21 protein-coding genes and 1 tRNA gene are annotated in these 25028 nt (G+C 47.0%); 10 read left to right on the forward strand and 12 right to left on the reverse strand.

Annotated elements, in window-relative coordinates:
- Positions 1 to 383: 383 nt before the first annotated feature.
- From hetR to QUB35_RS15175, 4 genes are all read right to left on the reverse strand, one after another.
- Complete coding sequence (hetR, locus tag QUB35_RS15160; RefSeq protein WP_333034952.1) at positions 384 to 1289, reverse strand: heterocyst differentiation master regulator HetR; 906 nt, start codon at positions 1287 to 1289, stop codon at positions 384 to 386.
- A gap of 852 nt (positions 1290 to 2141) precedes the next feature.
- Positions 2142 to 2366 (reverse strand): hypothetical protein, encoded by a 225-nt coding sequence (locus QUB35_RS15165; RefSeq protein WP_333142682.1) that lies wholly within the window; start codon positions 2364 to 2366, stop codon positions 2142 to 2144.
- Between the two features lie 605 nt (positions 2367 to 2971).
- Positions 2972 to 3199, reverse strand: a complete 228-nt coding sequence (gene patX, locus QUB35_RS15170; RefSeq protein ID WP_333142683.1) for a heterocyst-inhibiting protein PatX — start codon at positions 3197 to 3199, stop codon at positions 2972 to 2974.
- Positions 3200 to 3297: 98 nt separating this feature from the next.
- Positions 3298 to 5100 carry an FAD-dependent oxidoreductase gene (locus QUB35_RS15175; protein ID WP_333142684.1) on the reverse strand — a complete coding sequence of 601 codons (1803 nt, stop codon included), beginning with the start codon at positions 5098 to 5100 and terminating at the stop codon, positions 3298 to 3300.
- Positions 5101 to 5449: 349 nt separating this feature from the next.
- Between QUB35_RS15175 and cysC the strand changes: the two genes are divergently transcribed.
- The 6 genes from cysC to QUB35_RS15205 all read left to right on the forward strand — a co-directional run bounded on the left by cysC (position 5450) and on the right by QUB35_RS15205 (position 13910).
- Positions 5450 to 5974: an adenylyl-sulfate kinase gene (gene cysC, locus QUB35_RS15180; RefSeq protein ID WP_333142685.1), complete on the forward strand. Its 525-nt coding sequence runs from the start codon at positions 5450 to 5452 to the stop codon at positions 5972 to 5974.
- A 220-nt stretch (positions 5975 to 6194) separates the two neighbouring features.
- Positions 6195 to 7742, forward strand: a complete 1548-nt coding sequence (locus QUB35_RS15185; RefSeq protein WP_333142686.1) for an SLBB domain-containing protein — start codon at positions 6195 to 6197, stop codon at positions 7740 to 7742.
- 143 nt (positions 7743 to 7885) lie between these two features.
- The gene (locus tag QUB35_RS15190; protein WP_333142687.1) at positions 7886 to 10210 is read left to right on the forward strand and encodes a polysaccharide biosynthesis tyrosine autokinase; all 2325 of its coding nucleotides are present in this window, start codon (positions 7886 to 7888) and stop codon (positions 10208 to 10210) included.
- A 129-nt stretch (positions 10211 to 10339) separates the two neighbouring features.
- Positions 10340 to 10597, forward strand: a complete 258-nt coding sequence (locus tag QUB35_RS15195) for a hypothetical protein (protein WP_333142688.1) — start codon at positions 10340 to 10342, stop codon at positions 10595 to 10597.
- A gap of 159 nt (positions 10598 to 10756) precedes the next feature.
- A complete protein-coding gene (locus QUB35_RS15200) occupies positions 10757 to 12124 on the forward strand; it encodes an NAD-dependent succinate-semialdehyde dehydrogenase (protein ID WP_333142689.1) in 1368 nt (455 codons plus the stop codon).
- Positions 12125 to 12272: 148 nt separating this feature from the next.
- The gene (locus tag QUB35_RS15205; protein WP_333142690.1) at positions 12273 to 13910 is read left to right on the forward strand and encodes an acetolactate synthase large subunit; all 1638 of its coding nucleotides are present in this window, start codon (positions 12273 to 12275) and stop codon (positions 13908 to 13910) included.
- Positions 13911 to 14140: 230 nt separating this feature from the next.
- On the opposite strand, the gene QUB35_RS15210 is transcribed toward QUB35_RS15205, so the two are convergent.
- Both QUB35_RS15210 and QUB35_RS15215 read right to left on the reverse strand, forming a co-directional pair.
- Entirely contained in the window at positions 14141 to 14365 is a 225-nt protein-coding gene (locus tag QUB35_RS15210) for a DUF4926 domain-containing protein (protein WP_333053374.1), read from the reverse strand.
- Between the two features lie 8 nt (positions 14366 to 14373).
- Positions 14374 to 14709 carry a DUF6883 domain-containing protein gene (locus QUB35_RS15215; RefSeq protein WP_333142691.1) on the reverse strand — a complete coding sequence of 112 codons (336 nt, stop codon included), beginning with the start codon at positions 14707 to 14709 and terminating at the stop codon, positions 14374 to 14376.
- Positions 14710 to 14904: 195 nt separating this feature from the next.
- Between QUB35_RS15215 and QUB35_RS15220 the strand changes: the two genes are divergently transcribed.
- From QUB35_RS15220 to QUB35_RS15230, 3 genes are all read left to right on the forward strand, one after another.
- On the forward strand, positions 14905 to 15234 hold the full coding sequence (locus QUB35_RS15220; protein WP_333142692.1) for a hypothetical protein: 330 nt from the start codon (positions 14905 to 14907) through the stop codon (positions 15232 to 15234).
- Entirely contained in the window at positions 15219 to 15458 is a 240-nt protein-coding gene (locus tag QUB35_RS15225; RefSeq protein WP_333142693.1) for a DUF2283 domain-containing protein, read from the forward strand. The genes QUB35_RS15220 and QUB35_RS15225 overlap by 16 nt, the downstream gene beginning before the upstream one ends.
- 69 nt (positions 15459 to 15527) lie before the next feature.
- Positions 15528 to 16154 (forward strand): type II toxin-antitoxin system antitoxin SocA domain-containing protein, encoded by a 627-nt coding sequence (locus QUB35_RS15230; protein WP_333142694.1) that lies wholly within the window; start codon positions 15528 to 15530, stop codon positions 16152 to 16154.
- 216 nt (positions 16155 to 16370) lie between these two features.
- Here QUB35_RS15230 and QUB35_RS15235 read toward each other — a convergent pair whose 3' ends face one another.
- The 6 genes from QUB35_RS15235 to murA all read right to left on the reverse strand — a co-directional run bounded on the left by QUB35_RS15235 (position 16371) and on the right by murA (position 20287).
- Positions 16371 to 16598, reverse strand: coding sequence for a hypothetical protein (locus QUB35_RS15235; RefSeq protein ID WP_333142695.1), 228 nt, complete (start codon positions 16596 to 16598; stop codon positions 16371 to 16373).
- 95 nt (positions 16599 to 16693) lie between these two features.
- Positions 16694 to 17569: a DMT family transporter gene (locus QUB35_RS15240; protein ID WP_333142696.1), complete on the reverse strand. Its 876-nt coding sequence runs from the start codon at positions 17567 to 17569 to the stop codon at positions 16694 to 16696.
- Positions 17548 to 17871, reverse strand: a complete 324-nt coding sequence (locus QUB35_RS15245) for a hypothetical protein (protein ID WP_333142697.1) — start codon at positions 17869 to 17871, stop codon at positions 17548 to 17550. Before QUB35_RS15245 ends, QUB35_RS15240 begins: the two co-directional genes overlap by 22 nt.
- Positions 17845 to 17926, reverse strand: a tRNA-Leu gene (locus QUB35_RS15250). The genes QUB35_RS15245 and QUB35_RS15250 overlap by 27 nt, the downstream gene beginning before the upstream one ends.
- Positions 17905 to 18774: a M48 family metallopeptidase gene (locus QUB35_RS15255; RefSeq protein ID WP_333142698.1), complete on the reverse strand. Its 870-nt coding sequence runs from the start codon at positions 18772 to 18774 to the stop codon at positions 17905 to 17907. Before QUB35_RS15255 ends, QUB35_RS15250 begins: the two co-directional genes overlap by 22 nt.
- A 94-nt stretch (positions 18775 to 18868) precedes the next feature.
- Positions 18869 to 20287 carry a UDP-N-acetylglucosamine 1-carboxyvinyltransferase gene (gene murA, locus QUB35_RS15260; RefSeq protein WP_333142699.1) on the reverse strand — a complete coding sequence of 473 codons (1419 nt, stop codon included), beginning with the start codon at positions 20285 to 20287 and terminating at the stop codon, positions 18869 to 18871.
- 365 nt (positions 20288 to 20652) lie between these two features.
- Between murA and smc the strand changes: the two genes are divergently transcribed.
- Positions 20653 to 24540 (forward strand): chromosome segregation protein SMC, encoded by a 3888-nt coding sequence (smc, locus tag QUB35_RS15265; RefSeq protein WP_333142700.1) that lies wholly within the window; start codon positions 20653 to 20655, stop codon positions 24538 to 24540.
- The last annotated feature ends 488 nt before the right edge of the window (positions 24541 to 25028 follow it).

Raw genomic sequence — 25028 nt, forward strand, 5'->3', positions numbered from 1 at the left:
GGCGTCCCGCCCGTCCTTTTTGGACGGGCGGGACGCCCATCCCACAATAACAATTAAAATTGTAAGTTATTTAATTCGCGATCCTTAGTTAATCCTGGACGCATTCGCGACCCAAGAAACCTAGTTTTTTACGAGAATTCAAACGATTAATATTACGTCCGGTCGATTACCCCTAATACGGTAGGGGCTCTTTCACGACAAATATGTGCCAATAATTGACAATCTCAAAAACCCGCCCTTTTAATCGCTCGATCGGACATGATATAACACAGTATTTTTGGAAGAAAAAAACCCGGTTGCGCCGTCCAGGGCTATTAGCTATTAATCATTAGTCATTAGTCTCAAGCAATCAACTCCTGACTAATGATTAATAGTTAATCCAACTAAGCGTCGTCTTGCGGTCCAAAAACCATTTGTAAAATCATCGTCGGTTCGCCCCGCTTGTGATAGCGATCTGCCCAATTGCGAATAATTTCATCTAATTCCTCAAGAGCTTGGTCGAGCCGTTCCGGCGGAATATCCAAAGTCTCCATAATTCGCATCACCTTCGGTTGTTTTTCCGCCCAATCCTTCATCAGCCGGAAATATCTAGCCGTATCCTCAACCATAGTAAATGTCCGCTCTTCCTGCTCTGCGGGAGAGTAAGTAGCGCGGGTGAGGGCATAAAACGGCATTCCCCAAGGAGAATCAATGCGAGTTACTGTCCCAGAATAGATCAAGCGCCGCTTAATGTGTTCTGCTAGAGCTTCGCTCAAAGGCATTCGCCTTTCTGGAGACATATCTTCTTGCGATCGCCTGTGCAGAAACTCGATCAACTCCATAAACTGAAAAGAATTGATCAGTTGAGCATCAGGCGGATTCGGAGGAATCTTGCCTTCGAGATATTTTTTTTCATCTACAGTCAAATTGTTTCCCGGAATGCGAGGGCGTCCCGGCATCCAACCATACTGTTCCAGCCAGACATAAGGAAACTGAATCAAATATCTAGGTTCTTGCGAACCCAACATTTTCAGCAATTTTCCCTGAGTCAGAGCTTCCCGGACTTCTTCAACTATCACCTTCACCCGTTTAGGCTCAATGTGATGCAAATGTCCGGTCATCCGCAGGTTGTTGTCCTGCTCCATATAAGTCATATAAATGGCACACTTAGCCGCCGTTGCGGCCGCGTCTAGAAACGCCCCGTGCCTGTGCCCACTGGTTCTCATGGCGCTAAACGCCAGATATAGCATGATCTGATCCATTGCACTAGGGCTGAGGCTTTTGACCAGATCCAAAGAGTCATTTTTCATCACTATCCCCGAAATAGCCAAATTAGGAGGCATTTTGTCATCCTCCATTAAATTATTGCGAGAGCGCCGAATCAAGCATAGCCGACTGTCGCCGGAAAGCTTGCCAGCTACCCTAATATTCAGGTTAGTTAATTTCCCTGAGGTAACAGGGGCAGGGGCTTAAAGGCTATCCACACCGCATAAGTGGTTCTTATTGGTGGCCAATTTAAGTAGATTCCTGCACCCTCTGCGCTGACAGTTTACCTATATATGAGTTAGTTATCGCAAGTTTATTATAGTGCAGCGGTTGAAAATTAAACCCTACCTGTGGGGGGGAGAAGGTAAATAACTGTTGCGATGCCAAGAATTTCAGGCGACTCCGATCCCCTAATTCTTGAATAGTCATGGATGCCCAAACCCGGTTCGATCGACTAAAATAAGGCTGTTGCATAATTGCGGGAAGATTTTGATGGTTTTGTGGGATGGGATCTCGTAGCCCGTCCGCTGTATTTTCACAGCAGGCGGGACACCCCACAAGAATCCTCCTCAAATTGTACAACCCCAAAATAAGGGTGGAGCGCGAGAGATATCGTTTGAAAAACCCAGATGATCAGAGGCCTGTGGTTAGTTACTGTGTAATTGAAGCCTTTTCAATACAAAACCGCCACAGACTAGAATCTATCTCTAGGTAGATGGCGGTTTCCCGTTTATATGCTAACATTTTTCAAACAAAAAAGAATCTCCTCAGAACTGTCCACAAAAAGTGCAATTGTCGCTTAACCTGAAACACTAGAATTTTAGAAAATCCGATCGCGCGATCGAATGAACGGCCCGAAGCAACTCAGTTGTGGTCATCACTTGCGTCCAGTGTCATTAGAAATCTTGTAGCGGATGAGTGTAAACTGTAGGCTCAGTAAAATTTCTGCGTCTGCCCCTCTCAGCAGGGCGGTTGCCGCTTTGTTGAGTTTGGACTGACAACATATATTGGGCGGTGGCAGTTTCGACAATGGGGAGTGGAGATTCAAAAGCTTGAGCGGCGCTGGCACTCAAGGTAATGCCCAACAGGCTCAGTAAAGCAATTGCTGTGTAGGTTTTCATGGGTAGTATTTGTATCAGTATCTATTTAGAGATACGACATTACCCAGGCTGATCAGGATTAATTTCCCTGAAATTATCAAACTATAGAATCAGGAATCAGGAATCAGAAGGAAGAATCAGAAGGAAAAAGGAAGAAGGAATCAGGCTTAAGTTAAGCTATCTCGCATTTAAATTGTCTCCTAAAATCCTTGTATAAAAAGCGGAAAATTATCTTTCCCTCTCCCTTTCTCACCCTCTACCCCTCCCGAAGCAACAGACACTTTAGATGCGTAGCATCTGATCTATGAGAGCTGTCAGAAGTCGATGTAAAATGGAATAAATAAAATCTCTGGGTTCAGTAATAAAAAAAAAATCCTAATTGCACTACCCCGAAAGTTGCAATAATATACAAAACCGCCAAATACGAAATTCAATCTCTCGATAGATGGCGGTTTAAGGTTTATATGCTATCATCACTCACATAAAAGAAGAGCCTAATGACTGTAAACAAGAAATGCAGTGGCCTTGGAAACCTGAAAAACTAGCCTCCCAGGAAATCAGATTGAGCGCTCGACACGGGCGGCAGAAACTAACTCAATAACGGAAATCGCTTTCGTCCAATGTCATTAAAATGCTTGTAGTTGATGAGTGTAAAGATTAGGTTCACTGAACTCTCGGCGTCCGCTGCCTCTTTCAGGAGAACGATCGCCCCTTTGTTCGGTTTGGGCGGATAAAATGTATGAAGCGGTGGCAACTTCCAGCAGTCCGACGAGGGATTCAAAGGCTCGAACGACAGTGGCGCTCAAAGTAACGCCCAAAAGACTCTGTAAAGCAATTGGTGTGTAAGTTTGCATGGGGTTAGTATCCGTGTCATTGTCTATTAACTGATACGGACTCTCCCCGATCGATCAGGATAAATTTCTGTGAATTTTTCGGATCTCTGCAAAAAACCCTACCTCTTCAATTCTACTGAGCCCGCCAGCAGCCAAGCACCTGCCGAATTCAGCCTGCCCCATACTGTCAGAGGCTTTTCGGTTTCGCAACTGTGTAAAAATCTGTCGCTTTCGGAGTCCAAAGTCACGAGTTGCCAAGTTTGACCGGCTAAGGATGCAGGGCTTGTCAGCGTTAGTGTCCAGTCTTGTTCGCCGAGGCGACGGAAAATGCCCGAAAATTGGCTGTGGGTATTTGCTGTTTGACTGCTTTGTTTCTCTACTGACTCCTGACATTCGCCGCTGGCGGGATATGCTTGGGGTCGATCGAGATAATAGCGTTGCCAGTCGAGCCAGTCCGATCGCCCCCGTGTCAAATTAAATAAAGGAATAACCGCCGCACTCGCCTCGGAATCTTGCAGCAAAGCTTCCTGCAACACTCTCACCGGCAACTCCCGCGGCTGACATCCAGATTCCGCGCACAAAGCCGCCGCCATCCCCGCCGCCTGTCCAATATTCATTACTGTCGGTTGCAAGCGAGTTGCACCGTTGGCGATGTGAGAGACGGAAATATTTTTTTCGCAGACTAGCAAACCGTCTGTACTCGCAGGAATTAGCGCGCTGTAAGGAATGGTAAACGGAGTCCCCGTCCAGCGGCCGCCCCAGCGGATCGATTTGGGCTGCAAGGGAATGTCGCCACTGGTGTAGTGGTGGTCATTGGCGTAGTTGCCGATCGCAATTGTTTCACAAATACCCTCAGAATTTATCGGCAACTTCGCGACTCTGCCACCGACAATAGGCAAAATATCTTGTTCTGTGACTGTACTTATCCCTCGCAAGCGCCGACTTTCTCGGTAGTAAGGATGTAAGGCAAAGGAAGAAAGAAGGGAAGAATTTTGTTGATTGTCGATCGTTGAAATCGGGAAAATATTCTGTGCTAGGCCGTAGCGGGGGCCGAGTTGCGTTTGAATGAAGCGGGCGAAACTTTGAGTATGCCAGAGACTTTCTTGGAGGAATTCTTGTCGAGATGTTTCTGATTTAATGAGTCGATCGACCCCTTCACCATAATCATTACCTCGAATCGGCCAATTAATCATCAACAATCCCCCTGGCAGCCTGCCGTAATTGAGAAATTGTTCGGGAGTGTAACCGTCCCAAGCACCCATAAATCGATCGGGATTGTCTACAGGTGGCGCGGGAATTTCTGGCCCGGCTGCACCTTTACCAAAATCCTGCATAATTGCCACCCAAGTCGGAGCTTGCACCGAATACCTCTGTGTGAGAGCATTAGAGGCAGCCGGCGCGCTGGGTTCTCCCCACTCGGCTTGGAATTCCCAACCCCAGCGGTGTCCAACCTCCGCTAAAGCCAGCAAATCTCCCAATTCCGTTGCATCCAAAGTGATTTTGGCCGAAACCGTAAAATCTGCAAACCGAACGCCAGAAATGCGAGATTCTTCCCTTAGCACATCTTGAGCAGTTTGTCCAGAAATCCAGTGCAAGTTCGGCAAACATTTAACCCAATCAGCGAAAATTTCAGCACCGGTGCGGGGATCGTAAGTAAAAAAACTTACCCAGCCCCAATCCAAACCTCCCGGCTGTCGCTGCTGGAGTTCCCGCAAAAACGCGCCCCACAAACCGGTTTGAAAAGCTGCTAATTCATTGCCATCGGGGGCCGAAACGCCAGCCGAAGTCAGCATTCCTCCCAGCCAGGGGAATTCGCTTACTAAAATAGTTTTGGCACCTCGGCGGGCTGCTTGCACGGCTGCTGCTGTGCCGCCGGTGCCGCCACCGACGACCAAAACATCTGCTTTTAAGGTTGGGGACATGGGGAATAGGATTTTAGATTTTAGATTTTAGATTTTAGATTGCAAGAGGCTCATTCATCATGTAAGGTGCGACCACAAGCACCCAGAGGATAGATGTTCGGCGTTGGCGATCGCCCATTGAATGTAAGGGTACACAGGCGGCGCACCCTACGGATTTTAAAATTACCTCTTTATCCTCTTCCCTCTACCTCTGCGTCCTCTGCGTCCTCTGCGGTTAATAAAAAAATTAGTTATTGTGAAAGTCAGATCGCATCTCAAATCAAAAAGAATCAGAAAATGGGGAACCGCCACACTAAAGTCATACGTCGCGTAATTTCCCCACTATTCACTACTAACCCAGCAATTGAAAATGGAAAAAGGTTTTATCCTCTGGTTCACCGGGCTGAGCGGTTCCGGCAAGACAACTATCACCAAAGCCCTCGAACCCGAATTGAAGGCAAGAGGTTGCAAAGTTGAAATATTAGATGGAGATGTCGTTCGCACCAACTTGTCAAAAGGTTTGGGATTTAGCCAAGAAGACAGAGATACTAATATTCGGCGGATTGGATTTGTAGCTCACCTGCTGAGCCGCAATGGAGTAGCCGTAATGACCGCAGCTATTAGCCCCTACAGAGCAATTCGCGACGAAATTAGAGCAATGGAGCCCAATTTTGTTGAAGTATATATCACAGCGCCGTTAGAAGTGTGCGAAGATCGCGATGTCAAGGGGCTATACGCTAAGGCCAGAGCAGGAGAAATTAAGGGTTTTACGGGAATTGACGATCCTTATGAAGAACCGCTTAATCCTGAGATTATTTGTTACACAGAGCGAGAAACTGTGGAAGAGAGTGTTAAAAAAGTTCTGACCAAGTTAGAACAGTTGGGTTACATTTGATGTTGGCGGGGTTGGATGAGGATAGGGGCAAAAAGCGATGGTGGTGAAAAGTTATTCGCACGGCGTGCAACTTGAGAAAAAATCTCACCCTTGTGTCCCCTTCGCAGATAGGGAGGGTGAAGAATTTCTCCCATTTCCTGCAAGGAAAGGGGCCCAGGCAGAGGTTTCCAGCAAAAGCTGCAAGCTAAGTTATTGGGCAAGCAATGCTGTCAAAAGTTTAATGATTCAAAGTTTAACAGTGTCAGTGCTGGTGGCGGTGGGTTCATCTCCTGCGGCTGCCCAGTTGATGCCTCCTCCTCCTCCTCCTCCTGCTGATGCGGGTTCTCCTGTTCCTGTACCAGTACCGGCAGTGCCGGGATTGCCGGGATTGCCGGCAAGTGAACCTTCAAGTGTACGATCGGAAGTTTACACTTTAGGCGCGGGCGATCGTATTCAAATGGACATCTTCAACGTCCCGGAATACAGCGGCCCCAACGGTCAACACCAAGTACAGGCAGACGGTTCCCTGAACTTGCCGTTAATTGGCAGCGTTGCGGTGTACGGTATGACCCTAGAACAAGCTTCTAATGTTGTTAAAGACAAATACGGCAAATACCTTAAACGTCCTTGGATTACCCTGAAACTGCTGGCGGCACGTCCTTTGCAAATTGCGATCGCGGGCGAAATCAACCGCCCCGGAGCCTATACAATATCCTCAGCAGCAGGCCCCGGAGGCACAGCAGAGCAAATGGGAACTCAAATGCCCACAATATCGCGGGCTCTGCGAATGGCTGGTGGAATTACCCAGTCAGCAGACGTGCGACAAATCAAAATCCGCCGCCCCCAGCGCAACGCAGCGGAACAAATTATTAGTGTGGATTTGTGGGAATTATTGCAAAACGGCGATTTGCGCGCCGATATGACTTTGCGCGACGGCGATACTATATTTATTCCCACTGTAACTAGCCTCAACCGCCAAGAAGCACCGACTTTAGCAGTAGCTAACATTACCGGACAAAGCACTCAACCGATTAATATTGCTGTGGTGGGCGAAGTAACTCGCCCCGGTACTTATACTTTGGCAAAAGAGGCTCAAAGTAGGGTACAAGAGAATGAAATGGGTGAAAATTCTGGTTTGTTTGCTGCTAGCGAAACCAACGGCGGGGAAAATGTTTTGCAGCAAACTGTAACGAGGGCAATTAAAATGGCGGGCGGCATTACGCCGGTAGCTGATATCAGACAAATACAAGTTCGCCGCCTGACGCGGGCGGGTACCGAACAAATTATTAATGTGAATTTGTGGCAACTTTTGGAAGGGGGAGATGTATCCCAAGATTTAGCGCTGCAACAGGGAGATACGGTAATCGTTCCCAAAGCCGAAAACCTCGATGCAACCCAAGACGAACAAGTTGCTAATTCTAATTTTTCACCGGATACGATTAGGGTGAACATTGTAGGAGAAGTCGTGAAACCGGGAGCGATTGCGGTGCTGCCCAACACTACTTTAAATCAAGCGCTGGTAGCAGCGGGAGGTTTTAATAAAGCGCGGGCCGAAATGGATTCGGTGAATTTAATTCGCCTCAATCCTAACGGCACTGTTTCGCAGCTAAATGTTAAGGTGGATTTTTCCGCAACTGCCAATGAAGAAACTAATCCCAAACTGCAAAATAATGATGTAATTATGGTAAGGCGATCGGGTCGCGCTACGTTCTCGGATAATGTAGGCGGGACTCTCGCTCCTCTCAGCCCCCTGTTAGGAATATTTCGATTGTTCGATATTTTTCGGTGAGTTGAATAGACTGGCATTAAGACCTCAGAAACCCGCTTTCTATAAAAAATTGCGGTTTGGTAATGAAATATCTAGGAATCAACCGATTTCCTGAAACTCCGCTACCAATACAGACGTTTAAACTAATAAGTTGTAGAAATCCAATGAAACCAGGGAAACAATCACAAGTAGCACTGTTTAATCATAAAAAAGCCGCCAATCTGCAAAAAATGTCTTCGGGGCTTTATGAAGAAGATCAATTTTTAGGCAGAAACAAAACCGAGGCAGAAGAGTTAAGTTTTTGGGAAGTTTGCCGCAGTCGCTCCATTTTAGTCATCGGGGTAGCAGCGGCAGTAACTACCGGAGTTTTCGCCTGGACACTGAATCAAAAAAGCGAGTACGAAGGGCGCTTTCAATTATTAGTAGAACCAGCGGTTACGCAAAATACTTTAGCAAAAATCTACTCCGGTGAGCTGAAACTGCAACCAGCGGCCCCCGCGACCCAAGAAAAGGGCGGTTTTGACTACGAATCCCAAATTCAAGTTTTGCAAAGCCCGCAAGTAATGTCGCCGATTATTAAACAGTTGCAGGCTAAGTATCCCGAAATAAATTACAACTACCTCTTGAACCAAAAAGCCGATAATTTGCCGTTTTCTCAGGAAACTAGGTTGTCAATTAATCGCTTCAAAAATACCAAGATTATCGAAGTTAGATATCGGGATTATGACCCGAAAAAAATTCAGTTTGTTTTGGAAAAAGTGGCGCTAGGCTACCGCAACTACAGCGTGCAAGATACCACAACTCAAATTAGTCAGACTCTGGATTTTGTGAAATCGCAAATTCCCAACCAGCGAAAGCGCCAACAAGCTCTGCAAACAGAAATTCAAAAGTTGCGGCAGCAGTACAATTTCATTGACCCGCAAATTCAAACGCAACAACTCGCGCAGCAAATCAGTGAACTTCAAACGCAAAGATTGGAAGCGCAATCGCAGCTCAATCAGCAGAGATTGCTCTATTCCAATCTGCAAAATCAGCTCGGATTAAACCAGAAGCAAGCGCTGATGGCCTCGGCTCTGAGTCAAGCTCCCCGCTATCAAGCGATGCTGACTCAATTGCAGCAATTAGAAGGGCAAATTGCGATTAACTCGGCTACGTTTACAGACGAAACTCCGCAAATGCAATTGTTGCGAGAACAGCGCAAGAACCTGATTCCTTTGTTGAAGAAAGAAGCCCAACAGGTTCTGGGAACTGATTTGGCTAAGGTAAATTCGCAAGTGCTGGCTTTTCAAGATCCGGTGCGGATTAAGTTAATCGAGCAGTTTATTGGTACTGCTAATTTAATTCAGGTGCTGGGCGTGCGGAATCAAGTTTTGGAACAAGCTGCTAAGCAGTTGAATCAATACTCTCAAGGATTACCAGTGATTTTGCGGCGCTATTCGGATTTGCAGCGCGAGTTGGATTTAACTAACAATACGCTGAATGGTTTGCTGGCAAAACAGCAAGCTTTGCAGCTTGAAGCTGTGGGTAAAAAAGAGGTGGCTTGGGAAGTTATTGCTAAGCCGGAAATTCCGCGCTACAAAAATGGCGAGTTGATGGCTGTTGCTCCGATTATGCCTTTGAATTTGGCTTTGGGGGGATTGGCTGGTTTGCTGTTTGGTATGCTGACGGCGCAGTTGGCGGAACGGTTTAAAAATAAAACGGTGTTCCAAACTCCAGAGGATGTCAAAGAGTCGATTCGCCTGCCTTTGTTGGGGGTAATTCCTGCTAGCGATAAAATTTTGAGACTTCCTCCTGCTGAGACAAGCCCGGTGGATGTGGCAATTTCGCCGATGCCGACGGATGCTTTTCAAGAAGCTTTTCGATCGCTCAATGCTAATATTCGCTTACTAAACGTTGATACTCCGATCAATTCTTGTGTAATTACTTCTTGTCAAGTAGGTGATGGCAAGTCTACGGTAGCAGTCAATCTGGCGCGGGCGGCGGCTGCAATGGGGCAGCAAGTGCTATTAGTGGATGCCGATTTACGGCGCCCGCAGGTACATGAAATGCTGGGTTTACCGAATTGGCAAGGCCTGCACAATGTGATTGCTGATGATGTGGATGTGCAAAAGGTGATTGTGCGATCGCCCCGTGATGAAAATTTGTTTGTGTTAACTTCGGGCCCGGTTCCTTTCGATCCCACAAAGGTGCTTTCTTCCCGCAAAATGCAGCATTTAATGGCAGCTTTGTCAAGTCATTTTGACTTAGTTATTTACGATACTGCGCCGCTTTTAGGTTTGGCGGATGCGAATTTGTTGGCGGCTCACACTAACGGATTGATGTTGGTAGTAGGGCTGCATCAAACTCAGCGTGAGGCGCTGGTGTTGGCTTTTGAAGATTTAAAAATGGCGGGAATTCCGCTGTTGGGAATGGTGGCGAATAACGATAAAGGCAGCAGGTATTACTATCAGTCTTACGTGCAGGATTACGTTCAGGAACAGTCTGTTTGAGGGAGGGGAATCGCTAATTATCGTAGGGTGCGTCGCTGCGAGATTTTCGCTCTTTTTGAGGATTTTTGAGGGCGACGCACCTTATGCCTAATTCTTGTAAGGTGCGTCGCTGCGAGATTTTCGCTTTTTTTGAGGATTTTTGAGGGCGACGCACCCTACGGCTATACTGTTCTTGAGAATGCAAGGCGGGCGGGACAGCCGACAAGATATTTCATCCATCTTGCACCATTAATTGTGAATCAAGCTGTCAGAGGCGGGCGGGACGCCCCACAAGAACATTTAACTTTTATGGAACAGGCCGTCCAGCCTGTTAAGCGAGATTTGTGCATGATTTCAGAAAGACAAATTTTCTTAAGATTTGCGATCGAGACTCTGAACTATAATTAAAAGTAGAGAAATTTAAACAAATCGCGGCACTTGCAAATTGGCAAGACCTGAAAGAAAACGTGGCTGGTAAATTCCTATTTTGTAATACATTGATACAACTCCCTGCCTAGGCGGAAAACTAGCAGGGAGTTTTGTGTTTTTCACACAGGAGATGAAACAATGGCTATTGCTACTATCAACCCGGCAACGGGAGAAACGCTGAAAACTTTCGAGGCGATCGCGGATGAGGCAATCGAAGCTAAGCTGGAATTAGCACAGCAAGCTTTTAACAAATACCGCCACCTGCCGTTTGAGCAGAGAGCTCTGTGGATGCAGAAAGCTGCAGACATCTTGGAGCGCGATCGCGAAATTTACGCTGAAATGATGACCCTGGAAATGGGCAAAACGCTCAAATCTGCGATCGGCGAAGTGGAAAAATGCGCCTTAGTTTGTCGCTATTACGCCAAAAATGCCGCTCAATTTATGGCAGACGTACCGGCAACCACTGACGCTAGCAGCAGCTTTGTCCGCTACCAACCGCTAGGGGCTATTTTAGCCGTCATGCCGTGGAATTTCCCATTTTGGCAAGTTTTTCGGTTTGCGGCGCCGGCGCTGATGGCGGGCAATGTCGGCTTGCTCAAACACGCTTCCAACGTGCCGCAGTGCGCTTTGAAAATAGAGGAAATTTTCACGGAAGCGGGCTTTCCCGAAGGCGTTTTTCAAACTTTGTTAGTGGGCGCCGACAAAGTAGCTGATATCGTTGCGGACGATCGTATAAAAGCAGCAACTCTCACCGGTAGCGAACCAGCGGGTGAAAGTTTGGCAGCAAATGCGGGCAAAAACTTGAAAAAAGTTGTACTGGAATTAGGAGGAAGCGACCCATTTATTGTGATGCCCAGTGCCGATTTAGCAGCAGCTTTATCAACTGCTGTGACATCCCGGATGCTCAATAACGGTCAATCTTGCATCGCCGCCAAACGCTTTATTTTAGCCGAAGATATCGCAGACGAATTCATCACAGGATTTGTCGAAAAAATCGAGCAATTAAAAGTAGGCGATCCGATGTTGCCAGAAACCGATATCGGCCCTTTAGCTACTCCGGCAATCCTCAAAGACTTGGACAAGCAAGTGCAAACTTGCATCCAATCGGGAGCAAAACTTCTGACAGGCGGCCGCGCATTGTCAGAGAATGGCGGCAATTTCTACTTGCCAACTATTCTGGCAGAGATTCCCCCGGAGGCTGCTGCGCGTCAAGAAGAATTTTTCGGGCCTGTAGCTTTAGTATTCCGGGTTGCAGGCATCGATGAGGCGATCGAACTGGCAAACAGCACATCTTTTGGCTTGGGTGCGTCAGCTTGGACTACAGTAAGAGAAGAGAGCGATCGGTTTATTTCCGAACTAGAAGCAGGCGCCGTATTCATCAACGGCTTAGTAAAATCAGACCCCAGATTGCCCTTTGGCGGCATCAAACGCTCCGGTTACGGACGCGAATTGAGCATCCAAGGAATGCACGAATTTGTTAACATAAAAACAGTGTGGGTGAAATAAGCTCCCACTCTATCAACCGATCGCACAAATCTACATAAGTCTGCGTTTATCTGCGTTTACCTGCGGTTAAAAATTCCCATCTAGTATTTTGGCGATCGGTTGAAAAAGAAAGACCCAAAACCCCCATTAACCGAGGAGAAAAACGGAAATGAACACAGCTCAACTATTGGTAAAATGTTTAGAAAATGAAGGCGTCGAATACGTCTTCGGACTTCCTGGAGAAGAAAATTTAGAAGTTCTAGAAGCCCTGAGAAACTCTTCAATTAAATTTATTACTACTCGCCACGAACAAGGCGCCGCTTTCATGGCAGACGTTTACGGTCGTCTCACAGGCAAAGCCGGCGTTTGCTTGTCTACCTTGGGCCCGGGCGCAACTAACTTAATGACAGGAGTTGCTGACGCCAACTTAGACGGCGCTCCTTTAATAGCAATTACCGGACAAGTCGGCACAGACAGAATGCACATAGAATCGCACCAATATTTAGATTTGGTGGCCATGTTTGCGCCAGTTACTAAGTGGAATGCTCAAATTGTTCGCCCCAGCACGACGGCAGAAATTGTCCGCAAAGCCTTTAAAGTAGCTCAAAGTGAAAAGCCGGGAGCAGTTCACATTGACTTACCTGAAAACATCGCAGCCATGCCTGCTGAAGGACAGCCGCTCACCAAAGACAACCGCGAAAAAACTTTTGGCGCTTACCAAAGCTTGAATAAAGCCGCAGTGGCAATTTCCAAGGCAAAAAGTCCTCTGCTTTTAGTAGGAAACGGCGCGATCCGCGCTAACGCCAGCGATGCTTTGACACAATTTGCTACTCGATTGAATATTCCCGTAGCTAATACTTTCATGGGCAAAGGCGTAATTCCTTACACTCATCCTTTGGCGCTTTGGACGACGGGCTTGCAAAAACGCGATTACATTAGCTGTGCTTTTGAAGAAACGGATTTAGTGATTGCTGTTGGCTACGATTTGATTGAATATTCCCCGAAGAAGTGGAATCCTGAAGGAAAAATTCCGATTATTCATATTGGAGCTCTGCCAGCAGAAATTGACAGCAGTTATATTCCTCTTATAGAAGTTGTGGGGGATATTTCTGATTCTCTCAATGAAATTTTGCAGCGTGCCGATCGCATGGAGAAAGTAGACCCTTTTGCTAAGCAATTGCGGGCGGATATTCGGGCTGGGTACGAACAATATGCAGCCGACGACGGTTTCCCGATCAAGCCACAAAAACTCATTTACGATTTGCGGCAAATCCTGGGCCCGGAAGATATTCTTATATCTGATGTGGGAGCTCACAAAATGTGGATCGCGCGGCACTATCATTGCGATCGCCCGAATACCTGTTTGATTTCCAACGGCTTTGCGGCGATGGGAATTGCGATTCCGGGTGCGGTAGCTGCAAAACTCGTTTATCCCGATCGCAAAGTAATAGCAGCCACCGGCGACGGCGGTTTTATGATGAATTGCCAAGAGTTAGAAACTGCTTTGCGAGTCGGTACTAATTTTGTGACGCTGATATTTAATGACGGCGGTTACGGGTTAATTGAATGGAAGCAGCAAGATTATTTTGGTCATTCCGATTTCGTCAAATTTGGCAATCCCGACTTTGTGAAATTTGCCGAAAGTATGGGTTTAAAAGGCTATCGAGTGGAATCTGCAACGGATTTTATTCCGATTCTGAAAGAAGCCCTTGCTCAAGATGTCCCTTGCGTGATTGACTGTCCGGTAGACTATCGGGAAAATGCGCGTTTCAGTCAATTATCTGGGGATATGAGTTGCAATTTGTAATAGTAGCTAGAGCTCCGGCTTCTTTAATAAGTCGGGGCTCTAATAATGGACATTCTTCGAGATAGAGTTTTGTAGCTTGTTTAAGATTGGCGATCGCTTATTCTATGGTTTCGCCTTGGTCAACTGTGCCGATTTCTGGACATTCGGCAATGTATCTATCTTCTTCTTTGTAAATGATGCCTGTGAATCTGTGAGTGTTCATAATGTTTTTGCTTCCATTTAGATAACGCTCAAGCTAGCATCCGGGCGTGAGCAATTTCTCTATCACCTATGAGACGGACTTGGGAGCTAAAGAGTGAAATAATAGCTAATGTTTTCCCCGTCAAGGTAACAAATTCTACTTCATATCCTACCCCACCTTGATGTACTAAAACAACTGTGCCAATATCGCCTTGGCTTAATTTTTTTTCGGGGATATCAATTGTTAAAACAATGCTGTCAAGTTCTTGAATCATTTTATTTTTTAATCTGGTGGATAGGCACTTACTAGCCTGGGAGTGTCGCCTCCGGTTTCAATAAACCAAACAGAACGCACAAAGGGTTTTCTGCCATCTGCTGCTAGCATTTCTCCTTCAATAACGTACCGACTGCCAAAAGGAGATTCTTCAATTTTAGCTAATTCATGGTCTGCGGCATGACGCAGCAAGGCAGTTGCCATGATTTCCCAAGCATCAACTGAAAAACCAAACCGTAAAAAAAATTTTGCTTTGCTTTTCCCGTCGCGGTGGGTGAGTGAGAGCAGATATTCGGTAATTTTCTTTTCAGGAACGACTGCTCTTTCATAATTGGGCAGTTTCAAGCACTCTCTCCAAAGCTTACTCTTGTATATTAACCAGAGTTGAGGCGATCGGTCAAGCAGGGGCGATTCCCTACGGGATAGCTGCGCCGCGCGTGCTTTTTGACAAGTTGGGTTGGGATGGGCGATCGCTAAACTTATCAGGTAATTATGGTAATCTAAAAGTTAGGTAACTAGGACTGGCAAGAATGGAGGAATGTGACAACACAATTTTTCTGTCCATATCTCGATAGCGAGGTTGAACTCACTGAAGAGCGAGAACTACATATTGTTGATACACATCCCGATTTGCTACCATCTTATCAGGAAAGAATTGCTAAAACTCTAGCTGACCCAGATGAGGTTCGATGTGATTTACGTTTCGGCAATACTTTTCTATTTTCACAGCAGTATGGTAAGGGTCGCAAGGGTAGGTATGTTGTAGTAGCTGTTGTGAATGATACAGTTCCGAGAGAGCGCTATTGGATCGTGACAGCTTACTTAACAAAAAATGTTACCCAAGGAGAGATAATATGGCAGAAAAACTAACTTTTAAATACGATGCTATTGGGGATATTTTGTACGTCAATAAATGTTCGCCTTATGCAGAGCAAGAATCGCAAGAACTAGAATATGGAATTGTGGCTCGTCTCAATCCTGACACGGAGGAAATTGAAAATCTGGAAGTTATGTTTTTCTCAAAGCGGTTGCGAGAGAGTAATGTATTTGAATTACCGATTGTGGGTGAGTTGCACTTGAGTTATAAGGTTTAGAAAAGACTGCATGAGGTCATTATTCGGCACTGTTTGCTAGAATTATTTAAGTCAGCTCTAAGGAGGCCTATGACTCAAGCTATCTCAACAAAAAATGAATATCAAATAACTGTGAGTTCTCCAGTTTGGCAAAGAGTTGAGCAAATTGCCGCCGAATTTAACTTGTCAGTTTCTGAACTATTGGAACAGATAGGCGAAGGTCAACTCAAAGTTGTTGCGGTTCCAGGTAATTCAGTAAAAGTGAGTGAGCAAGATATTGCCAATGCTTTTATTTGGTTAGCCGCCCAAACTAATGTAGCAATCAACGCCTACAAGCTACAAAAACTTATGTATTACGCTCAAGCTTGGTATTTAGGAGTTTACGGCAAGCCACTATTTGATGCAGATTTTCAAGCAGGGATTCACGGGCCGGTTATTCCTGATTTATTAGAAAAGTATCAACGACAATTTAGTGGGGAACCAATTACAGAGAAAATCGAACAACCGAAACTTCCCCAAAAAATCGGGGAATTTATCGAGGAAGTTGCTGATGCTTATTTTGAGTATGATGATGCAACTTTGGAACGAATGATTTGCAGTGAAATGCCTTGGCAGGAAGCGAGAGGAGATTTGCCGAGAGACGAATCTTGTGAGGGGATTATTTCTCACGAATCGATGAAGAAATATTATTCGGGCCGTTTCTTCTCTAAAGAATAAGCTCCGAGGCATTTAAATTGCACGACCGAATACAATTAAACTTTTGTGGGGTGGGCATCCTGCCCGCCCTAAAGATATAAGTTAAATGCACAACAGCTTATAAGGGCGATTCCCTACGGGATAGCTGCGCCGCGCGTGCTTTGTGACAAGTTGGGATGTAAGGGCGATCGCGCTTTCTCAGATTCAAGTATTCGGATTAGCTGTGGCCTTCGTGATTTAGCGGATAATCAGACCAAAATCCTTACGGATTTCTGCCAATTGTTTTACCCAAGTATTAGAAGCATAAATCCCTTCCTCTTCCTTCTGGTGAGCGTTTGCAATTTGCTTCTCAATCTCTCCGTAGAGTTTTGTTTCCACTTGTCGGAGTTGTGATATCAAATCCGGTAGCATCGGAATTAATATTACCCATTGCTTTCGAGACGGCGCCGTGCCTATTAGTGTCAACAGTTAACACTCAACCATTCAGTTTTTCGACCCGCCCGTCAACAGTCAACAGTCAACAATCATTCCGGTGGCACCGGAATTGAGATCAAATCTAATCACTTCAAACCCAATAATAAGGCGATTCCGCCGATCGCACCAACTACCCCCAAAACAGCCCGAATGCTCACTTTTTCGCCCGCCAGCACGGCTAAAGGCAGGATAAATAGGGGACTGGTAGAACTGAGTGTTTGAGCGATTGCTGCGGGTGCATATTTCAGTGAAGTCTGTTGCAGGAAAATTCCGAGATAGGTTCCTAAAAAAGCTGCCAGAATTATTGCAGCTAATATTTTGGAGGATTTTAATTGTTTGAAACTGTCAAGGTTTGTTGGCTTCAAAAAGCACAACATAACTGCCATACCACCGCTCAAACGCAAGGCGGCTGTCCACAGGGGATCAATATCTATTTGAGTGAAGGCGGCGCGGGATAAAATTGCTCCAGCGGCGTGGCTTGTTTGTCCTAATAAACTAATACCTAATCCCTGCCAAATATGTTTTGATGATAAGGTTGTTTCGGCTGTTCGTTCTGCAATTACCCACGCTACGCCGCAGATAGTTAAAAGAATGCCAGTACAAGCAATGGCCGATAACTTTTCTTGCAAAAAGATTAAGCCGAATAAAGCTGTTAAAGGGGGAGATAGGGTTTCTAAAAGCAGCGTTCGCCTCGCGCCTAAATATTTTAATACGATAAAGAAAGCGGTGTCTCCGATGCCAATTCCTAGCCCGCCGCTGATGAGCAGCATTGCTAAAATATTAGGGTTGATTGCGGGTAAGGGTTTGCCTAATATTAGTACAGTGGCAAGGAGCATGAAAAGGGCGATCGCGCCTTTGAGCAAGTTTAGCACGACTGCGGGGAGTTGCTGTCCCACTCGCTGCCAGATGGTGGAAGCTAGAGCCCAGACAAATGCAGCGCCTAAAGCGGCGATTTCACCCATAAAATCTGTTGACTGTTGACTGTTGACTGTTGACTGTTGACTGTTGACTGTTGACTGTTAACGGTTGACTGTTGACTGTTGTCATTAGTTACCAATGCCCGATTCCCGATGCCCGATTCCCGATTCCCGATGCCCGATTCCCGATTCCCGATTCCCGATTCCCGATGCCCGATGCCCGATTCCCGATGCCCGATTCCCGATTCCCGATGCCCAGTATAAATTAGGGTTCCAGACTTATCATCTGGAACCCTAGATTTATTAAGCTTTTTTAGCAGTGGGCGGGGAGAGAATCGAACTCTCATACCTTTCGGTGTCAGATTTTGAGTCTGATGCGTCTACCAATTTCGCCACCCGCCCTTTTGGGTTTCACCATCATAACACACCGATCGATTTCCTGCAAGCAAAGATTCATAATCTTTTGAACTTGCCCAACGATCGATCTCTCTGGCGCGCAATACTGGTACAGGATGGGACAACTGAGCCGTCTGAGCTTGTTTGAGCATTTCTCCCAGTTGAGTGCTGCTGAGGTCGTCGTAGGCCCGCGCCTGCGCCAAAAACGCATCGACATTCAGTTTGGAAGCTAAAGTCGGCGAACCTCCGGCCAGTTTCATCAGCACCGATGCTACCACTTTTGGGTCTTGGGTGGCGAGCAAGGCGGCGCGATCGCACGTAAATTCCGCACACCGCAACCATTCCAACATTTGCGCCTGCAAACCCTGCGCCAGCACGGCTCCCACAGGCGAAATTTGACCGGCCGCCAACACAATTAAATTAGCCAGAGTCAGGTAAACTCCGTGCTCGCACTTCAAATGCCCCAACTCGTGAGCAATTACTGCCTTAACTTCCTCGTCTGTGAGCAAATCAATCAGAGAAGTGTGCATCACCACAAAAGGCTGCTTTCCCCGCATCGCAAAGGTGTAAGCATTTGGCATCGGATGCTGGCGGACATAAAGCTGCGGCGCTTCCAAATCCAGAGTTTTGCAGGCATCCAACAGCAATTGATGCAGGTGGGGCAATTGATTTTCGCCGACTTGGACGCTGGAAGCCAGATTTTCCAGCATGAAAAACTGTTCGCCCAGTTGTCCCAGCAACTGCCGCACGATCAAATCCAGACCGGGCAGTTGTTTGAGAGTGCTGGTGGCTTCCAAGTCTAGCGGGTGGCGAAACTGGTCTGCTTTTAAACCGATGAGCGGTATGTTCGACATTGTAGTGATTATTCCTTAGTCAACAGTTAACCGTCAACAGTTAACCGTCAACAGTTAACCGTCAACAGTCAACAGTCAACGGTCAACTGACTAATTAACAGTTTAAACCCGATCGCACTGGATTGACAGGAGCCTCAGCAGTCGCCGGGTCTGTACCCTCTTTGACGCGCCGCAACTTAGCTCCCAATTTTTGCAGTTTCACCTCTAACTGCTCGTAGCCGCGGTCTAAGTGCTGCAAGCTGCTGATGGTGGTGACACCATCGGCGGCAAGTCCCGCTAACACTAACGCCGCCGAAGCCCGCAAATCTGTTGCTACTACCGGCGCACCCGACAGCCGCGACACTCCGCGCACAATCGCTACATTGCCTTTAAGGCGAATGTCCGCGCCCATGCGGTTGAGCTCTGCTACGTGGCGCAAGCGATTTTCAAACACGGTTTCTTTGATCAAGCTGTCGCCTTCGCTCAGCGTCAGCAAAGCCATAAACTGAGCTTGCATATCTGTGGGGAAACCGGGATAAGGCAGAGTTTCGATGTCTGTGGCCGAGTGAGTTTGGCCGGGAACTATCCGCAAAATGTCAGGGGCTTCTGCAATAATTTTCGCCCCAATTGTCTGCAATTTGGCAATGACTGCGGTCAGGTGGTCGGGAATTACCGGCGACAAACTGATTTCCGAGTGAGTGATGGCTCCGGCTACTAAAAATGTTCCGGCTTCAATGCGATCGGGAATAATTGAATAGTCTACCGCGTGCAGCTTGGGAACTCCCGAAATGACGATCGTATTCGTGCCAGCGCCTTGAATTTTTGCTCCCATTGCGCGGCAGAAATTCGCCAAATCTGCGACTTCCGGCTCTTGAGCCGCATTTTCAATCACGGTTTCTCCTTCAGCCAGAGTCGCCGCCATCATCAAAGTTTCAGTTGCGCCGACGCTGGGGTAGTCCAAATAAATTTTGGCTCCTTTCAGGCGGCGGTTCGGCCCTTTGACGTAAGCGTGAACCGTGCCGTGGTCGATGTGGACTTCGGCACCCAGGGCTTGCAGACCGCGAACGTGGAGTTCAACGGGTCGCGCACCGATGGCACACCCACCGGGCAAGGGCACTTTGGCAAATCCCAAACGTGCTAGCAGTGGCCCGATGATGAAGAAGCTCGCCCGCAGTTGGCTGACTAATTCGTAGGGGGCTTGAGCGTCTATGAGGCTGCTGGCGTTGATGTCTAAAACGTCGCCGTGCTGCTGTAATTTGACTCCTACAGCCGAGAGAATTTGCCCCATGCGGGCGACATCGACTAGACCGGGAACGTTGCGGAGACGGCAATCCTCTGGGCATAGCAGGGCTCCTGCCATGACGACTAAGGCCGAGTTTTTGGCGCCGCTGATTTTGATATGTCCTTTAAGGGGCTGGCGACCCCAAATTTGCAATACTTGTTGGTCGCTTTCAGGTGAAGCTGACAGGTTAGATGAGTTCTGAGCTGGTGTAATGGGTTTGCCCTCCATAATTCGCTTCGTTACTTTATACATTATTAATTTTGGTTCGATTTTACCGGAAAGTTTTTATATGTCTAGGGGTAACATTAGGAATTCCGGGAATTATATTTGCTGGGATTCAATCGGGACAAGGCTTTCAGGTTTAATCGCATAAATAATGTCGATCGAGTCTCATGAAATTATTTGTATCAAAATTTACGTTCATCTGTAGCGGTCGCTCGGATCGCAGATGTTGTACTTTTGTCAACGATCTTTTGAAGTAAAAGCCGGCTGGGTTGTTGACGAAGGTGTAAGATATCGGTTCGATCAACAATGCTAGAAAGTTAACACATTGTCGATCGCCCCATTGCCTGTGCTACCCTGTGACAACAACCTAGAGCCAAAGCTACTCCTAGCATATGGTTCACATTAAGCGGATCGAACTGACTAACTTTAAATCTTTTGGCGGCACGACGGCCATTCCCGTGCTGCCCGGTTTTACTGTGGTTTCCGGGCCCAACGGTTCTGGGAAGTCCAACATCCTCGACGCTTTGCTGTTTTGTCTCGGACTTTCGAGTTCTAAGGGAATGCGGGCTGAACGTTTGCCGGATTTGGTGAACAGCGCCCAAAACAAACGCGGTACGATCGAAGCTAGCGTGACTGCGACTTTTGCCCTGGAAGATGTGGGGGAGGAATGGTTCGCGCAGGATGAAGATGAGGATGAAAATGCAGCAGATGAGTTATCTGTTGAAGCAGAGGAAGTTGAAGGGATAGAAACTGCCGAAACTCTAGACAACAACGGCCAATCATCTCCTGTCAATCAAGAATCGCCTCTAGTTGCAGAAGCCGAAGGGATAGAAACTGCCGAAACTCTAGACAACAACGGCCAATCATCTCCTGTCAATCGAAAATCAAAAATCCAAAATCCAAAATCGGATGAGTTATCTGTTGAAGACGTAGAAGAGATTGAAATCGCAGCAACTCAAGACAACAACGGACAACTACTCGCTACTAATAAAAAATCCAAAATCCAAAATCCCAAACCGGATGAGTGGAGTGTGACGCGCAAACTTCGGGTAACTCGCCAAGGTACTTACACTTCAACTTATTACATTAACGGTCAACCTTGCACGCTGACTCAACTTCACGAACAACTCAACCGCTTGCGAATTTATCCCGAAGGCTATAACGTCGTCCTGCAAGGAGACGTTACCAGCATTATTTCGATGAATTCTAAGGAACGAAGAGAAATCATTGACGAATTGGCTGGGGTGGCTCAGTTCGATCGCAAAATCTCTTTAGCTAGGCAGAAGTTGGATGAAGTTAAGGAGGTGGAAGAACGCAGCAGTATTGTGGAAAAAGAGCTGATTTCTCAGCGCGATAGACTGGCTTCCGATCGCACAAAAGCGGAAAAATATCAAAAATTGCGGGCGGAATTTCAAGAAAAGTCGCAATGGGAAATTGTGCTGAAATTCCGCCAATTGCAGCAGCAAGAATGGAAGCTGCGAGAACAAATCGAAACGGGCGATCGCACTTCTGCATCTCTCACCGAACAACTGCAAGCAATTAGTACCCAAATTCAAGAAGCAACGGCGGAACTCGACGCGCTGAATGCCCGCGTTAAAGCTTTGGGAGAGTCGGAATTGTTGGCTTTGCAAGCGACGATTGCGACTCAGGAAGCGGAACGGCGGCAACTGCAAAACCGCAAACAGGATTTGGAAAAAACTGCTGGGCAAATAGCTGCTAACATAGCACAAACCGAGGAAGAAGTTCGCCAATTCCGGCAAAGTTTGGAGCAAATTGAGATAGAAATATCTTATGTTAAGTCTCAAACAGGAAGTTTGCAGGAACAGCGGGACGCAGCCCAGCAAAGTTTAGATGAAAGTCGGGAAGTTGCAAATGCGATCGCCTCGACGGCCGAAGCTTGGGTACAGCAGCAAACGGAACTGCACCGCCAAATCGAAACAATTCAACAAACTTTGGAACCGCAGCGTACAGAACAAGCTACTATCGGAGAAAGAGCCGATCGCCTGCAAAGTCAAATTCAAGAACAAAACCAATCGCTGCAAGTATTGGAACAGGAAATTGCAGCGAAAAAAGAGCAACAATCTCGCCTTGTGGAAACCAAAGGCGTGGCATCTTTGCAAGTAGAATCGCTAAATCAGATTTTAGTCGAAGCCGAACAAGAATTGCAACTGCAACAGGAAACTCAAACTCGTTTGTTGGAAGAACAGCGGGAAAGACAGCGCAAATTAGACAAACTAGAGGTGCAGTTTCAAGCAATGCAAGAAGCGACGGGAACGTTTACTGCAAAAATTGTCGCGCAAAGCGGGATTGGCGGAGTTTGTGGCTTGGTGGCTCAACTGGGTAGGGTAGAACCGCGCTATCAGTTGGCGCTGGAAATTGCGGCGGGCGGGCGCATGGGAAATATGGTGGTGGAAGATGACAGCGTGGCTGCTGCTGCGATCGAATTGTTGAAACAAAAACGGGCGGGAAGGATGACGTTTTTGCCTTTGAATAAGATTAGGGGCGGCAGGTATTCGGTGAATGAAAATTTGCGGCGCGCGGCTGGGTTTGTGGATGCGGCTGTTAATTTGATTGACTGCGATTCCCGGTATCAGGAAATTTTTGCTTACGTTTTTGGCAGTACGGTTGTGTTTAGCAACCTCAGCGATGCTCGCCGCTATTTGGGACAGTACCGGATTGTCACTTTGGACGGGGAAATTTTGGAAACTAGCGGGGCGATGACTGGGGGAAGTTCTACTAATAGATCTACTTTGCATTTTGGCACGGTTGAGGCTAGTGAGGCTGCTAGTGAAGCGCGGACGATCGCGTCTTTGCAAGAAAGGTTGGAGGAAATTGAGCGGATTTTGGAACGGTGCAAAATTGCGATCGATCGCGCGTCTATTGCAGTGAAAACTCGCAGCCAAGAATTGATGGAAGCGAAACAGAATTTGCGCGAAAATCAGTTGCGATTGGAACAGTTGGAGTCAGAAATTAAGAATTTGCAAGGGCAACAGGAACAAGTGCGATCGCAAATTGCGAAAAACACACAGGAATTAACTGATTCGCGATCGAGATTGCAGTTGCTGGAACGAGAATTGCCCGCACAGGAAACTCAATTGCAGCAGTACCGGCAAACTTTGGCGCAGTTGGAAGAGTCGAACAGTCACAGCGAATGGCAGCAAATGCAATCGAGTTTGCGCGCTCTGGAAGCGCAACTCCAAGAGCGAGAATTGGCTCTGAGAAACGTCCAGCAGCGCCTTGTAGACTTGGAAAATCAATTCGGGCGTTTGGAAGAGAAAATTAAGGAAGGCAGCGAGAAATTGCAGGAATGGCAATTGCAGCAAAACGCGGGGGCGGATGCACTCGATCGCATTGTTTCGCAGCAGTTAGAACTCGATGGACAAATTGCCGCAGCTAAGGCGGCTTTGGGGGAAATTGAGGAAAAATTGGGCGTGGAAAAGGGAGAGCGCGATCGGGCGGAATCTCAATTGCGAGAACAGCATTTAGCCAAACAACAGTTACAATGGCAGTTGCAAAAACTCCACGAAACCCAGCAAGAACGCCGGGAACAATTGGCCGCAATCCGCACTCTCTTGGAAACGCAGCGGGCGGAAATGCCCGACCCCGTGCCGTCGATTCCTGAAAATGTCGAGAAAGCCAATTTGACCGAATTGCAGCAGGAAGTAAAGGCGATCGCCAAACGCATTCAAGCTTTAGAACCAGTCAATATGCTAGCCTTGGAAGAGTACAACCGCACTCAAGAACGCCTTCAAGAATTAAGTCAAAAATTGACGACATTGGAAGGAGAACGCACTGAACTGCTGTTGAGAATCGAAAACTTTACCACACTCAGGCGACGCGCTTTTAAAGAAGCTTTCGACGCGGTTAACGAGAACTTCCAGACTATCTTTGCGGAACTTTCCGAAGGCGATGGCTATCTCCAGCTAGATGACCAGGAAGACCCCTTCAGCAGTGGCTTGAATTTGGTCGCTCACCCGAAGGGCAAACCCGTACAGCGACTGGCTTCCATGTCTGGAGGCGAAAAGTCGTTGACGGCGCTGAGTTTTATTTTTGCGCTGCAACGCTACCGCCCGTCTACGTTCTACGCTTTTGATGAAGTGGATATGTTTCTGGATGGGGCAAATGTGGAGCGATTAGCTAGAATGATAAAACGACAGTCTGAACAAGCCCAGTTTATTGTTGTGAGTTTGCGGCGACCTATGATTCAATCGGCTGAGCGTACAATTGGTGTTACTCAAGCACGGGGAGCTTATACTCAAGTCATAGGACTGAAGTTGTAGTCCCGGAGTCTCTGTTGATGACCCTACCCAAAAACGGGTACAAGCCGCCGACAACAGTCGTGGATAGATCAAAATTTTAGACCCTAGTTCCAGCTCCCACATTCCTCTGTGGAGTAAATCTAAAATCTAAAATCTAAAATCTAAAATCGACTGACTGAAGTTGTAGTCCCGGAGTGTCGGTTGACGATCGTGTTGAGTGATATATGTACTTATTGACACTCCTCGACCTGAAGGTACGAGGATTCTTGGCTCACCGAGACCACTTAAACTAGATTCCTTGAAGTCTCTAGCCCAGAGGTGGGACTCTCCCCAAGAGTTAATTCGGGTATGCCCTACCCTATTTGCTTTTAGGCAAGTCCTGTTTCAGTTTGAAGCAAATTCGCTTCAAATGCTGTTTGTCTAGCTCCTCTGAATCTTTTACCTACTGCGAGGTGGAGTCTAGAAAAATGCAGTAGAACCGCTTAGATTCAATTTTCAAGGTTCAGCGC

The sequence above is a fragment of the Microcoleus sp. B13-B6 genome, assembly GCF_036705405.1.
Classification (GTDB): Bacteria; Cyanobacteriota; Cyanobacteriia; order Cyanobacteriales; family Microcoleaceae; genus Microcoleus.

Bases quoted from the DNA above. Each gene is read 5' to 3' on its own strand.
- murA (WP_333142699.1), bottom strand. From the start codon at position 20,287: ATGTATAAAGTAACGAAGCGAATTATGGAGGGCAAACCCATTACACCA.
- QUB35_RS15255 (WP_333142698.1), bottom strand. From the start codon at position 18,774: ATGTCGAACATACCGCTCATCGGTTTAAAAGCAGACCAGTTTCGCCAC.
- QUB35_RS15205 (WP_333142690.1), top strand. From the start codon at position 12,273: ATGAACACAGCTCAACTATTGGTAAAATGTTTAGAAAATGAAGGCGTC.
- hetR (WP_333034952.1), bottom strand. From the start codon at position 1,289: ATGAAAAATGACTCTTTGGATCTGGTCAAAAGCCTCAGCCCTAGTGCA.
- patX (WP_333142683.1), bottom strand. From the start codon at position 3,199: ATGCAAACTTACACACCAATTGCTTTACAGAGTCTTTTGGGCGTTACT.
- QUB35_RS15200 (WP_333142689.1), top strand. From the start codon at position 10,757: ATGGCTATTGCTACTATCAACCCGGCAACGGGAGAAACGCTGAAAACT.
- QUB35_RS15190 (WP_333142687.1), top strand. From the start codon at position 7,886: ATGAAACCAGGGAAACAATCACAAGTAGCACTGTTTAATCATAAAAAA.
- QUB35_RS15245 (WP_333142697.1), bottom strand. From the start codon at position 17,871: ATGAGAGTTCGATTCTCTCCCCGCCCACTGCTAAAAAAGCTTAATAAA.
- smc (WP_333142700.1), top strand. From the start codon at position 20,653: ATGGTTCACATTAAGCGGATCGAACTGACTAACTTTAAATCTTTTGGC.
- QUB35_RS15240 (WP_333142696.1), bottom strand. From the start codon at position 17,569: ATGGGTGAAATCGCCGCTTTAGGCGCTGCATTTGTCTGGGCTCTAGCT.
- QUB35_RS15225 (WP_333142693.1), top strand. From the start codon at position 15,219: ATGGCAGAAAAACTAACTTTTAAATACGATGCTATTGGGGATATTTTG.
- QUB35_RS15185 (WP_333142686.1), top strand. From the start codon at position 6,195: ATGATTCAAAGTTTAACAGTGTCAGTGCTGGTGGCGGTGGGTTCATCT.
- QUB35_RS15230 (WP_333142694.1), top strand. From the start codon at position 15,528: ATGACTCAAGCTATCTCAACAAAAAATGAATATCAAATAACTGTGAGT.
- QUB35_RS15165 (WP_333142682.1), bottom strand. From the start codon at position 2,366: ATGAAAACCTACACAGCAATTGCTTTACTGAGCCTGTTGGGCATTACC.
- QUB35_RS15175 (WP_333142684.1), bottom strand. From the start codon at position 5,100: ATGTCCCCAACCTTAAAAGCAGATGTTTTGGTCGTCGGTGGCGGCACC.
- cysC (WP_333142685.1), top strand. From the start codon at position 5,450: ATGGAAAAAGGTTTTATCCTCTGGTTCACCGGGCTGAGCGGTTCCGGC.
- QUB35_RS15210 (WP_333053374.1), bottom strand. From the start codon at position 14,365: ATGATTCAAGAACTTGACAGCATTGTTTTAACAATTGATATCCCCGAA.